Source organism: Pseudolysinimonas yzui (assembly GCF_014653215.1).
In the GTDB taxonomy this organism is placed as follows: domain Bacteria; phylum Actinomycetota; class Actinomycetes; order Actinomycetales; family Microbacteriaceae; genus Pseudolysinimonas_A; species Pseudolysinimonas_A yzui.
The window spans coordinates 559,897-572,197 of record NZ_BNAI01000001.1; the positions used below are offsets into that span (position 1 = coordinate 559,897).

Sequence of the window (12,301 nt, forward strand, 5' to 3'; positions counted from 1 at the left end):
CCGCGCCCCGCAAGATGGGCTCATGCGTGCGCCCGTCGACCAGCCGACCATCGACCAGCCGACCATCGATCGGACGACCATCGATCGGATCGACGCGTGGTGGCGGGCCGCGAACTACCTGAGCATCGGGCAGATCTACCTGCTGGCCAATCCGTTGTTGCGCGAACCGCTCACCCGCGACCACGTCAAGCCGCGCCTCCTCGGGCACTGGGGAACGACACCCGGCCTCAACTTCCTCTACGCCCACCTCAATCGCGCCATCCAGCAGCGCAAGCAGAGCACCGTCTACATCGCCGGTCCCGGGCACGGCGGCCCGGGCATGGTCGCGAACGCGTGGCTCGACGGCACCTACTCCGAGGTCTACCCCGACATCGATCGGTCGGAGGCGGGGATCGGCCGCCTGTTCCGCCAGTTCTCGTTCCCCGGCGGTATCCCGAGCCACGCCTCGCCCGACACCCCCGGCTCGATGCACGAGGGTGGCGAGCTCGGCTACGCGTTGTCGCATGCCTACGGCGCCGCGTTCGACAACCCCGATCTGCTCGTCGCCTGCGTCATCGGCGACGGGGAGGCCGAGACCGGTCCGCTCGCGACCGCCTGGCACGGTAACAAGTTCCTCAACCCCCGGCAAGACGGTGTCGTGCTGCCGATCCTGCACCTCAACGGCTACAAGATCGCCAACCCGACGGTGCTCGCCCGCATCCCCGAAGACGAGCTGCTCGCCCTGATGCGCGGCTACGGGCACGAGCCGTTCCTCGTCTCGGGCGGGTTCGACGGGGAGGACCCGAAGGCCGTGCACGCGCGGTTCGCCGCGGTGCTCGACGAGGTGCTCGACCGCATCGCCGCGATCAAGGCGGCCGCGGCGGCCGGCGACGAGTCGCGCCCGAATTGGCCGATGATCATCCTGCGCACGCCGAAGGGCTGGACCTGCCCGGCCGAGATCGACGGCAAGCCGGTGGAGAACACCTGGCGCGCCCACCAGGTTCCGCTGGCGAGCGCCCGCGACACGGAGGCGCACCTGCGGGTGCTCGACGACTGGATGCGGTCCTACCGTCCCGAGGAGCTGTTCGACGAGTCCGGGGCACCGTTCCCCGAGGTGATCGCGCTCGCGCCGGAGGGGGAGTTGCGGATGAGCGCCAACCCGGTCGCGAACGGCGGGCTACGTCGCGACCTGAGCCTTCCCGACTTCCGGCAGACGGCGGTCGAGGTCGATCCCGCCGCACGCGGCGCGCTGCAGCTCGAGTCGACGGCGGTGCTCGGCCACTGGCTCGCCGACGTCATCCGGCACAACCCCGCCGACTTCCGCATCTTCGGGCCCGACGAGACGGCATCCAATCGGCTCGCCCCGGCGATCTACGAAGCGACCGCGAAGCAGTGGAACGCCGAGGTGGTGAGCGTCGACGAGAACCTGGCGCCCACCGGTCGCGTGATGGAGGTGCTCAGTGAGCACCAGTGTCAGGGCTGGCTCGAGGGGTACCTGCTGAGCGGCCGGCACGGGCTGTTCAACACCTACGAGGCGTTCGTGCACATCGTCGACTCGATGTTCAACCAGCACGCCAAATGGCTCGAAGCCTGTCGCCGCATCCCGTGGCGTCAGCCGATCGCGAGCTTGAACTACCTGCTCTCCAGCCACGTCTGGCGGCAGGACCACAACGGCTTCAGCCACCAAGACCCGGGGTTTCTCGACGTGGCCGTGAACAAGAGCGCCGAGATCGTGCGGGTGTACCTGCCGTTCGACGCGAACACGCTGCTGTCGACCTACGACCACTGCCTGCGCTCGGTCGACTACGTCAACGTCGTCGCCGCCGGCAAGCAGCCCGCGCCGCAGTGGCTCACGATGGACGAGGCGATCGAGCACTGCACCCGCGGCGTCGGGGTGTTCCCGTGGGCGGGCAGTGAGGTCGAAGGCAGAGAACCGGATGTCGTGCTCGCCGCCGCCGGGGACGTTCCGACGCTCGAGGTGCTGGCCGCTGCCGCGATCCTGCGGGAGCGGCTGCCGACGCTGGCGGTGCGGGTGGTGAACGTCGTCGACCTGATGCGTCTGCAGTCGGAAGACCAGCATCCGCACGGCCTGCCCGATGCCGAGTACGACGCGATCTTCACGACCGACAAGCCGGTGATCTTCGCCTTCCACGGCTACCCGGCGCTCATCCACCGGCTGACCTACAAGCGTGCAGGGCACGATCAGTTGCACGTGCACGGCTTCCAGGAGCGCGGCACGACGACGACGCCGTTCGACATGGTGATGCTCAACGACCTCGACCGCTACCGGCTGGCGATCGCCGTTCTCGACCGGGTTCCCGGGCTCGCCGCCGCCAACCCCGAGTTCCGTCAGGAGCTCGAGGACGCCCGCACCCGGGCCCGCGACTACACCCGCGAGCACGGCGAAGACATCCCGGAGGTCGCCGACTGGCGCTGGCCAGTTCGTAGCTGAAGGCGGGGCCTAGCCTTCGAGGTTGTCGACGCCCGGCATCCAGGATTGCCCGGGTGAGCCCCAGCTCTTCTTGCGGATCGCCTTCGCGACACCCTTGTCGTGCGGGTGGATCAGCCGGTCGGCGTAGAGCACCCCGTCGAGGTGATCGAATTCGTGCTGGAAGATGCGTGCCAGCCACCCGGTCGCGCGGATCTCGAAGGGCTCGCCGTCGAGGCCGGTCGCGGTGAGCAGGGCCTCGGGGGAGCGCCGCAGCGGAAAACGCTCCCCGGGGATCGACAGGCAGCCCTCCGACTCCTCGTCGTCGTCGAGTTCGCCGAGCGGCAGCGGCGCGATCAGCAGCTCGGGGTTGATCGCGGTGCCCTGGTGCCGCACGCCGTCGTCGTCGACCCACGACCAGACGAAGATGCGCAGCGAAACCCCCACCTGAGGCGCCGCGAGGCCCACACCGGGAGCCGCCGCCATCGTCTCCTCCATGTCGCGCACGAGTTCACGCACCGAGTCGTCGATCGACGGAACGGGGGATGCGGGGGAGTGCAACGCGGGATCGCCCGTGATGCGGATGGGACGCACGGCCATTCGGCCAGGATATCCAGCCGAGGACCGCTAGATTTCTCGGGATGAACCCGCTCGACGACCTCGCCGCACAGAGCGCCATTGGGAATATCCCCGTGCTCGGCATTCTCATCGCGCTTGTCGGCGCGGTCTTCTTGTCGCTCGGTGCGCAGTTCCAGCACGCCGGTGTCGGAGTCGTCGAGGAACGCCACGGATCGGGCAACAAGGCCGGCCTGAGTGTGCGGCAGCTGCTGCGGCTGCTGGCCCGCCCGTCGTGGGTCATCGGCACGGTGCTGCTCGGCCTGGCGATCCTCTTTCAGCTCGGCAGCCTCACATTTGCGCCGCTCATCGTCGTGCAGCCCATCGGCGCGGTCGCCCTCGTGATCACCGCGATCGTCAACGCCCGGGTCACCAAGACGAAGCTCGGGGGCCCGGTGCTGCGGGCGATCGCGCTCTGCGTCGGCGGAATCGCCCTGTTCGTCACGGTCGCCACCTTCGTGGCCGGAGAGCAGGTCGTCGGCGAAACCCAGCTCGTGATCGTGCTGAGCATCCTCGGCGCGGTGATCCTGCTGCTCGGACTCACGTTCGCGTTCGCCCGCAAGAAGGCGGGCGCGTTGTTCTACATCGTGTCGGCAGGCGTGCTCTACGGGTTCGTCGCGACGCTCGCGAAGGTCGTCATCAACCGACTCGGCAACCTGATGGCCGGGGTGGTCGGCGGCGAGTTCGAGTGGCTGACGATCGCCTGCATCGCCGCCTTGCTGCTCGCCGTCGTGCTCGGCGCCTACTTCGTGCAGACCGCGTACTCGCTCGGCTCGCCCGACCTGGTGATCGCGGGGCTCACCGTCGTCGACCCGCTGCTCGCCGTCGCGATCGGCATCGCGGTGCTCGGCGAGGCCGCCCACGCACCCCTCTGGGTCATCCCCGTGTGGGCCGTCGCGGCATCCGTCGCCGTCTACGGGGTCTACCAACTCGCGAAGCACCACCCGCAAACTCATCGATAGGCGTGGCGCATCGATAACGCGGCGGCTGCGGTAGCCTCGTGCGAGTGCGGATAATGCTCGGCGGGGACACCTTCGCCCCCGATATCAACGGCTCCGCCTCCTTCGCCAAACGGCTCGCGGTGGAGTTGAAGAAGCGCGGGCACGAGGTGCACATGGTGGCGCCCTCGCCCGACGGGCCGGGGCGTTCCGGGATGGAAACCCACGACGGGGTCGAGTTCATGGTGCATCGCCTCACCAGCTGGCGCTGGCTGCCGCATCCGTGGCTGCGGTTCGCCCTCCCGTGGCGCATCAAAGCCAACGGCCGCCGCCTGATCGAGCAGTACAAGCCGGATGTCGTGCACTTCCAGTCGCACATCATCGTCGGCACCGGCCTTGCCGAGGCGGCGAAAGCGGCCGGCATCCGCCTGATCGGCACCAACCACACGATGGCCGAGAACATCGCCCAGCACGTCACGATCCTGCCGGGGCCTGCGCTGCGCTGGCTGATCAAGTCGCAGTGGAAGGCGGCAGCGGATGTCTACTCGCTCGCCGACGTCGTCACCACGCCGACGAAGCGGTCGAGCGACTACTTCGAGAAGATGACCGGCCTCACCGACGTGCATTCCATCTCGAACGGCATCGACACGTCGAACTACGTGCCCAGCTTCGAGCCGCGCACCGAGAACCGCGTCGTCTTCGTCGGTCGTCTCGACGAAGAGAAGTGCATCCACGAACTGCTGCAGGCGTTCGCCCTGCTCGACCCCTCGCTCGACGCGAAACTCGACATCGTCGGCCACGGCGAAGACCTGCACCGCCTCGAGCGGCTCGCGCGCGACCTGCACATCACCGACCGTGTGACCTTCCACGGCAAGATCCCCGACGAGCAGTTGCGCGACATCCTCACCCACGGCGCCGTGTTCGCGATGCCCTCCCGTGCCGAACTGCAGTGCATCGCCGCGATGGAGGCCATGGCATCCGCTCTGCCCGTCGTCGCCGCGAACGCGATGGCGCTGCCGCACCTCGTGCACCCGGGCGAGAACGGCTACCTCTACGAGCCCGGCGACATCCCGGCTTTTGCGGCGCACCTCACCTCGGTGCTCACCGCGCCGCCCGCGGAGTACACCGCCATGAAGAAGGCGTCGCAGCGCATCGTCGCGAAACACGACCTTCAGGCCACCGTCGACACCTTCGAGGCGCTGTACCGTGGTGAAACGGTGACCGACCCGGTCACCGAGTCGGTGCCGGTCGCGAAGCGGTCGAAGCCGGCGCGGGGCGGTAGCTCAGCTGGTTAGAGCAGCGGACTCATAACAGTTGGCCCCACGGGCCAAAATCGCTGCAAACGTTGAGAACTATGCCTCTGGTGCACACTCAAGGTGCACACATCGGCGAATCTTGGATTGAACAGCGGTTTCGGCACTCGCTGCTCAAGTCGGCAGACGCCGGTCGGCTAAGTTTGAGCAGAGCGTTCACGCTCTTCGGGGCGGTAGCTCAGCTGGTCAGAGCACCGGGCTCATAACCCGTGCGGTCGTGGGTTCAAGTCCCACCCGCCCCACCTTCTCGCTCTACTTCCGCGGCGATCCGAGGCTGACGATTCGGAAGCGGAGGTCCGTGATGTCTCGTGCCATGAGCATTTCGTCCGGGTATACGAACTGCGACGGGTCCTCACCTCCTACGGTGCCGCCGGCCATCGTGCCGTCCTCGTAGAAGAACATCGGAAGTCCGGCTACGAGCTCGAAGCTCCCGTCCTTGCCGCGATCCTTTTCGTAGTTGCCGTAGGTGATCACAGTTCGGCCCGTGGTGTCTTCACGCCGGTCGACACGAAGAACGGTTCCAGACGGCATCTCGCGGAAGAAGGAGTCGAGGACGTTCCAGGTCTGGAAGGTCTCAGAGGTGTCGTACGCGCGCACTAGGTCCTGCTTTCCGGCCTTTCGGGCCAGTCGGGGGTGGGTCACGAACGAGTTTGCCACCATGCTCCCGTTCAATCCAGAAACCGGGTCAGCTACCACGCGCTTGGCGCACGACCCGTTCGATGGTTGACATCGTCAGGCCGCGCCCGACAGGGTCGTTGTCCATCTCGCCGGCCTCTGCGAAGAACTGACGCGCTGCAACGGCCTTCTCGCTTGGGGACAGCGATTCGACATCCCGGTGCATCCGGTGTCCGCCAGGGTATAGGCGGCCGACGATCATCAAGAAGGTGTAGACGATCGACGTCGAATCTGGAGCGTCAGTCACAGTCGGATCGTAGCGATAGTGGTGCCAGCCCGACCGCGATCGATGACCTCACCTGTCGGACTTTTATGGCGCTAGATTCAGACCAGTTTCGCCAGGGAGGAAACTGTGCCAGCACCAACAGAACCAAAGCTCACATCCGCTTGGGACTCTCTCCGTCACGCCGGGGGCGGATGGCCGCTCTTCCTCACTTCGGTGAGGATCGACGGGCTTAGGGGCTGGCAAGGAGAGACAGTCGAGTTTCGCTATCCCGTCGTCGCAATAGCGGGAGTGAATGGGTCGGGGAAGAGCACTGTTCTGAAAACCGCGGCAGCTGCGTACCGTTCGGACGGGACGACGGCAACATTCTTCCCGGACGACTTCTTCCCTAAGACGCCGTGGGACGAGGTGAGCGGCGTCTCGATTGATTTCACTAGCCGGGTCGCAGAGAACACAGAGGTTGTCACGGTCCGCAAGCCAACGGAGCGCTGGAGATGGACTGCTCAGCGACGGGAGAGAGCGTCCTACTTCCTGGACGTGTCGCGTATCCAGCCCGCGAACACGCAAATTGGCTACGGCCGTACGGCTCAGGACGTCATCAGTCGCGGCTCCGCCGAGCCGCTCTCAGAGGCTCAGGTAGCTCAACTAAATCGAACTCTGGGACGGCGATACGAAGAAGCAAAATTCGACCGCGCCGAAGGTAAGCAGGTCGGGGTTGTCAGCCAGGGGGGAGTGACGTACTCAAACTTCCATCAGGGCGCAGGCGAAGATTCAGTGCTTGATCTGCTGGCGCTCGTCACCGCCGCGCCCAATAAGTCCTTGATCGTCATCGACGAGGTGGAGGCTTCACTTCATCCCAAAGCTCAGCGTGCGCTGATTACAGAGCTCCTGCGCCTAGCGCTTGAGAAGCGAGCTCAGATCATCATGTCGACCCACTCGCCCTATGTCCTCGAGCAACTACCGCCTGCGGCTCGAATGTTTATCTCACTCGATCGTGATCAACGGCGACAAGTTCTCTACGGCGTGACGGCGAACTTTGCGCTCAATCTCATGGACGACGAGCGCCACGAGGAGCTCGATATCTACTGCGAGGATGACGAAGCGAAGTACCTAATCGAGCGTCTGATCGCAGCCGGGTTGCCCGATGCACTCCAGCGCGTCGAGATCACCGGAGTTGGGCCGGCCAGCACTGTCATCAACCTCGCGACCGTCGCGGCGGCGGGGAAGCTACCCCGACCTGGAATGTGCGTTGTCGACGCTGACCAGGTCAGCGGAACGGACTACCTGAGGTTGCCGGGCGAACTGGCACCAGAGCGCGAGGTATATCTCGGGCTCACCGACGAGAATTGGGTGGCGGTGGCGGAACGTCTTGGACAAGATGTCGGCCCACTGCTCGACGCAAAAGATTCAGCTGTTCAGATCGAAAATCACCACGCCTGGTCTGGCGAGATCGCGCGACAGATCGGCGGAACGATGCGCCCTTCGAAGGTGTGGGAGGCAGCGACCGATGTCTGGGTTCGGGACGTGCTCGGAGCGGAGGCTGCCAAGGAGTGGTGCGAGGCGATCGACGCTGCCTTGCGCTCGGTCTGAGGTCGACAGCCGTAGTAGTGATTGACCAGCAAGGTTCGCAAACCATCGCTTGATCGACTGCCTGCTGTTAGGTGCACACTTCGAGTGCACACATCGCAGAGACGTTCCAGGCGGTTCTGGGAGGCTCAGTGTTTTCCGACTTGCCTGAAAGCACAGAGATATCCAGCGGTCGCCGGCGCGACCCGGAGCGCTACTTGGTCGCTCATAATCCGTCGGTCACGGGTTCAAGTCCCGTCCGCCCTACTCTGGACCTGCCATGAGCCCTCCGCCTGCAACCCCGCGCTGGGGTGCCTGGCGCGTCGTGATCGGGTTCGGCATCGTGAGCCTCGCCGTCGATCTCGTCGCCGACGGGGCGCGTTCCATCCAGGGCCCCTTGCTTGCTTCGCTCGGCGCCAGTGCTCTCATGGTCGGCCTCGTCACCGGCGGCGCGGAAGCGGCGGGATACGGGTTGCGACTCGTGTCGGGTCCGCTGGTGGATCGCACGAAGAAGTACTGGGGCTTCGCGATCGGCGGATACGCGCTGACCGCTGTCTGCATCCCGTTGTTGGCGCTGACTCCCTTCATCGGGCCGGTCGGCTTGGTCGCGGCGGCGCTGCTGATCATCCTCGAGCGGGTCGGGAAGGCCATCCGCAGCCCGGCCAAGACCGTCCTGTTGGCGCACGCCGCGACCGCAGTCGGCGGGGGTCGCGGGTTCGGCGTGCACAAACTGCTCGATCAGGTGGGCGCGTTCTCGGGCCCACTGCTCGTGGCTGCCATCATCGCGATCTCAGGCGCGCTGTGGCCGGCGCTCGCCGTGCTCGCGATCCCAGGGGTCTTCGCGCTCGTGCTGCTGTTCTGGATGCGCAGCCGCGTCCCTGATCCGGGTGCGTTCGCGTCCGTTGCGGGCACGAGAACTCCGTCTGTTCCGGTGGCGGAAGCCAACGGGCGGCTCCCGGGATCGTTCTACCTGTTCGGGATCTCGGCGGCACTCACGAGTTTCGGACTCGTGGGGTTCGGGGTGATCTCATTCCATCTGACCGAGAGCGGTTTGGTCGGTCTCGCCGCGGTCCCCGTGGTGTTCGCGGCCGGCATGGCGGCGGCCGCTCTGGCAGCGGTCCTCACGGGCGGCGCATATGACCGCATCGGTGGCGGTGCGCTGCTGGTCGTGCCGATTCTCGTCGCGACGATTCCGGTGCTGACCTTCTCCTCGTCGTTTGCGCTGGTGCTCGTGGGCATCGTGATCTGGGGTGCGGCGACCGGCGTGCACGATTCAACGGTGAAGGCGCTTGTCGCCGACCTCGTTCCCGTAGCGCGACGGGGTACCGCCTACGGGGTATTCGCCGTTTTCCAAGGTGTCGGAACCTTCGGAGGAGCTGCCCTCGCCGGGGCGCTCTACCCGAATGCGGTCGCCCTGAGTCTGATCACGGTGCCGGCGCAACTCGCGTCGTTCGTCGTGTTGCTGCTCGTCGTGCGTGCGCGGCGCCGCCGTCAGTAGTTGTTCCCGATGGTGCACGTCTGCTCCGACGCCGGCTGCCCGGTGATCGAAGGCGGCAGTTCCACGACCGCGGTCTCATCGGGTGTCTCCGCGGGTGACGCCGACCCACTGGGCGCCGGTGTCGGAGTCTCCACGACATCCTCACCCGCTTGCGCGCCACCGCCCGGATCGCCGGTGACGACGATCTGCGCGTCGGCGGCGATGGCATCCATCAGGATCTTCGCGTCGGCCTTGCGGGGCGCGACGCCGCTGACGCCGCCCATCGTCGTCGCGCCGGTGGGGTAGCTCACGAACGCGATGTTGGCGAGCGGGATGTCTTTCAGCGCGAATGCCATGGCTGCCATCGAGTCGAGCGAGTTGAGCGAGGTGCTGAGCTGCATGTTGCTCGCCACCGCCTTCGCCATCGCGTAGACGGTGAGGGGGTTGCTGAGGGTGTCGCCCGACTTGACCTTGCGGATGAGGGATGACAGGAAGAGCTGCTGGTTGCTGACCCGAGTCGTGTCGGATCCGTCGCCGACGCCGTAGCGGCTGCGCAGGAACTGCAGCGCCCGCCAGCCCTCGAGGGTGTGCATGCCGGCTTCGAGGTCGAAGCTGAGCTGGCTGTCGTGGATCGCCTCGGCGACGCAGACCTCGACGCCGCCGACGGCGTTCGAGAGGGCGATGACGCCGTCGAACTCCACCTTCGCGGCGTAGCCGATCTCGAGCCCGGTGAGCGCTTCGACGGTGGTCACGGCGCAGGCCAGCCCGCCGTAGTAGAGCGCCTCGTTGATCTTGCGTGTTCCCGGGCTGCCGTTCTCGCATCCGGTGATCGGCACGAACATGTCGCGCTGGAAACTCACGGCGACGGCGCTGTTGCTGATGGGGGAGAGGTGCAACAGTATCGTCACGTCGTTGAGGTTCTCGCCGCGCTCGCCGTAGGCGGGGTTGCCTTCGCCGCTGTCGCTGCCGACGATGAGGATGTTGACGGGCCGGTCGATCGGGCCGACCTGCGGGGGGTCCTCGCCGCCCTGGATGTCGACACCCGGCTGAAAGCTGGTGGAGATCTGCCAGGCGGCGATCGCGGCGACCGAGACGGTGCTGGCGAACAGCACGGCGAGCGCGGTCGCGACGGCGATGAGGGTGGTGCGGAGCGGTCCGCGCTGCGGAAGGCGTCCGTGGCGCGCGGTGTCGGTCACGGGTTGACCATAGGCAGACCCGCCTGGGGCGACCCTGGGAGCGAGCTGATCACGAATCGGTAACGGTTGGTCGGAGAGCGCGGGTTTCGACCCGATTCGACGGGTCAATGTCGGTGGTTCTCGGTTGCGTGAAGTCATGACCAGCTACCCGCCTGACTTCGACGAATTCGACCTCGTCGACGTGTGGGAGCGGCCGTGGGATGAGTCGCAGCCCGGCACGCGAGTGCACTTCGAGCTGGGGCGGGCCGAGTTCGCGGCGGCGCAGCTGGCGCGGTCGATGGCCGAGCAGATGGGGTCGATCGCGAACGTGCTGGCCGAGGCCCGCCGGCATCCCGAGATCTATGTCGTGCTCGACGACGAGCCCACGAAGCGGCAGCTGGATGTCGCGATGGATGCCGCGGTCGCCGACATCGCGATGCGCCTGTCGATCGCTGAGGGCACCGTCGTGGCGATGGCGCACCAGGCCGAGGTGCTGCGCGCCCGGGCACCGCAGGTGTGGGCCATGTTCCGCGAGGGGGAGGTGTCGGCGGCGAACGTCCGCACCGTCGCCGCGACCCTCGACTCCCTTCCCGAGGGTCGCGAGACGGATGCCGCCCTCGACAGCAAGGCGGCGGAGTGGGCGGCACTCCCGCCGGCGCGCTTCACGGGCCGCATGCACACCCTGCGCGAGCGGCTTCACCCGATCTCGTTGACGGAACGGCATGCCGAGGCGGCGAAGGGCCGGCGGTTCTGGCGAGAGAACGACCGCGACGGGATGTCGTGGCTGGGTGCGCAGGTCACCGCGTCAGATGGCGAGATGGCCTGGCAGCGGGTCGATGCGATCGCCCGCCACCTGGCCGAACAGCCCGGCGAGACGCGCACGCTGGATCAGCTGCGAGCGGATGTGGTGGCCGACATGCTCACGGGCCGCAGCGACCCGGCGACCGAGCCGCGGGCGACGGTGGGGGTGCTGATCCCCATGATGAGCCTCCTCGGGCTGTCGGAGCAGCCGGCGACCCTCGAGGGGTTCGGCCCGATCGACGCCGACACCGCCCGGAAGCTGACCGCGCATGCGCCGTCGTTCTACCGGATCCTGACCGCTCCCGTGTCGTCCACGATTCTCGATGTCGACCGCACCAGTTACCGACCGCCCGCCGATCTGAAGCGGTGGCTCGCGCTACGCGACGGCACCTGCCGGTTCTTCGGCTGTGGCCGGTCTGCGCGGCTCTGCGACCTCGACCACACCGAGCAGTGGGCGAAGGGCGGCACGACCTCCGCCGGCAACCTCGCCCACCTCTCGCGGCGACATCACACCCTCAAGGACGAATCCCGCTGGAAGGTCGAGCAGCGGCCCGGCGGCATCCTCACCTGGACCAGCCCCACCGGAGCGATCCGCACCACTGACCCGCCGCCGTTCTAGCTGCGATGCACGGGGTGGTGCTTCGCCGGGGTCAGCAACCCGAGCGCGAGCATCACGAGACCCGCTTCGGCGAGGCCGAAGGCGAAGTAGAACGCCTGCAGGAAGCTGAACGGGATGAACACCATCTGCACGAAGATCCAGATGAGCGCATCGAACGCGGCCACCGCGCCGGCGAGCACCCACCATTCGTGACGCCGCAGCACGAGCACGAAGACCACCAGGTGCAGACCGCCGAGCACCAGGGCGAGGATGACTCCGGGCGCCAGGTAGGAGTTGAACGGTGACCCCTCGAGGTACTCGACCGGCGGGCTGAGCACGGTCGCGAGCGACGGGTTGAGCGAGCCGACGATCAGGGCGGCACCGCCGGCGACCGCCGTCACCCCGACGAGGATCGTGCTGATGAGAAGGCCGATGCGGGCCAGGCGCAACGCTGTCATGTGCCCAGAGTCCAGTGTCGGCGCAGCTCGCGGGAGGGGCGAAAGTCCCGCGCCG

The 12,301-nt window shown here is 67.0% G+C and carries 11 protein-coding genes, 1 tRNA gene and 1 pseudogene; 8 read left to right on the plus strand and 5 right to left on the minus strand.

Annotated features, from left to right (window positions below; all coding sequences use genetic code 11):
- The first annotated feature begins 22 nt into the window (after positions 1-22).
- On the plus strand, positions 23-2,431 hold the full coding sequence (locus tag IE173_RS02855; RefSeq protein ID WP_191281849.1) for a phosphoketolase family protein: 2,409 nt from the start codon (positions 23-25) through the stop codon (positions 2,429-2,431).
- Positions 2,432-2,440: 9 nt separating this feature from the next.
- On the opposite strand, the gene def is transcribed toward IE173_RS02855, so the two are convergent.
- Positions 2,441-3,007, minus strand: a complete 567-nt coding sequence (gene def / locus IE173_RS02860) for a peptide deformylase (protein ID WP_191281850.1) — start codon at positions 3,005-3,007, stop codon at positions 2,441-2,443.
- Positions 3,008-3,048: 41 nt separating this feature from the next.
- On the opposite strand from def, the gene IE173_RS02865 reads away from it, so the two are divergent.
- The 3 genes from IE173_RS02865 (at position 3,049) to IE173_RS02875 (ending at position 5,515) form a co-directional block, all read left to right on the plus strand.
- Positions 3,049-3,984, plus strand: coding sequence for a DMT family protein (locus IE173_RS02865; protein ID WP_191281851.1), 936 nt, complete (start codon positions 3,049-3,051; stop codon positions 3,982-3,984).
- A 53-nt stretch (positions 3,985-4,037) separates the two neighbouring features.
- On the plus strand, positions 4,038-5,255 hold the full coding sequence (locus tag IE173_RS02870) for a glycosyltransferase (RefSeq protein ID WP_191282453.1): 1,218 nt from the start codon (positions 4,038-4,040) through the stop codon (positions 5,253-5,255).
- A 185-nt stretch (positions 5,256-5,440) separates the two neighbouring features.
- Positions 5,441-5,515, plus strand: a tRNA-Ile gene (locus IE173_RS02875).
- 10 nt (positions 5,516-5,525) lie between these two features.
- Here IE173_RS02875 and IE173_RS02880 read toward each other — a convergent pair.
- Together IE173_RS02880 and IE173_RS02885 are read right to left on the minus strand one after the other, a co-directional pair.
- Entirely contained in the window at positions 5,526-5,870 is a 345-nt protein-coding gene (locus tag IE173_RS02880; RefSeq protein ID WP_191281852.1) for a hypothetical protein, read from the minus strand.
- An 88-nt stretch (positions 5,871-5,958) separates the two neighbouring features.
- On the minus strand, positions 5,959-6,195 hold the full coding sequence (locus tag IE173_RS02885) for a hypothetical protein (protein WP_191281853.1): 237 nt from the start codon (positions 6,193-6,195) through the stop codon (positions 5,959-5,961).
- Between the two features lie 192 nt (positions 6,196-6,387).
- Here IE173_RS02885 and IE173_RS15655 point away from each other — a divergent pair.
- From IE173_RS15655 to IE173_RS02900, 3 genes and pseudogenes are all read left to right on the plus strand, one after another.
- Positions 6,388-6,480, plus strand: a pseudogene (locus IE173_RS15655) (ATP-binding protein); the annotation flags it as partial.
- A gap of 228 nt (positions 6,481-6,708) precedes the next feature.
- On the plus strand, positions 6,709-7,761 hold the full coding sequence (locus tag IE173_RS02895) for an ATP-dependent nuclease (protein WP_191282530.1): 1,053 nt from the start codon (positions 6,709-6,711) through the stop codon (positions 7,759-7,761).
- Positions 7,762-8,017: 256 nt separating this feature from the next.
- Positions 8,018-9,235 carry an MFS transporter gene (locus tag IE173_RS02900; RefSeq protein WP_191281854.1) on the plus strand — a complete coding sequence of 406 codons (1,218 nt, stop codon included), beginning with the start codon at positions 8,018-8,020 and terminating at the stop codon, positions 9,233-9,235.
- Here the strand turns inward: IE173_RS02900 and IE173_RS02905 are convergent.
- Entirely contained in the window at positions 9,229-10,410 is a 1,182-nt protein-coding gene (locus IE173_RS02905; RefSeq protein WP_191281855.1) for an LCP family protein, read from the minus strand. The two genes, IE173_RS02900 and IE173_RS02905, sit on opposite strands and share 7 nt — an antisense overlap.
- A gap of 136 nt (positions 10,411-10,546) precedes the next feature.
- Here IE173_RS02905 and IE173_RS02910 point away from each other — a divergent pair, with 136 nt between their 5' ends.
- Positions 10,547-11,809 (plus strand): HNH endonuclease, encoded by a 1,263-nt coding sequence (locus tag IE173_RS02910; RefSeq protein WP_191281856.1) that lies wholly within the window; start codon positions 10,547-10,549, stop codon positions 11,807-11,809.
- Here IE173_RS02910 and IE173_RS02915 read toward each other — a convergent pair.
- Complete coding sequence (locus IE173_RS02915; RefSeq protein WP_191281857.1) at positions 11,806-12,246, minus strand: hypothetical protein; 441 nt, start codon at positions 12,244-12,246, stop codon at positions 11,806-11,808. The genes IE173_RS02910 and IE173_RS02915 overlap by 4 nt on opposite strands.
- Positions 12,247-12,301: the final 55 nt, after the last annotated feature.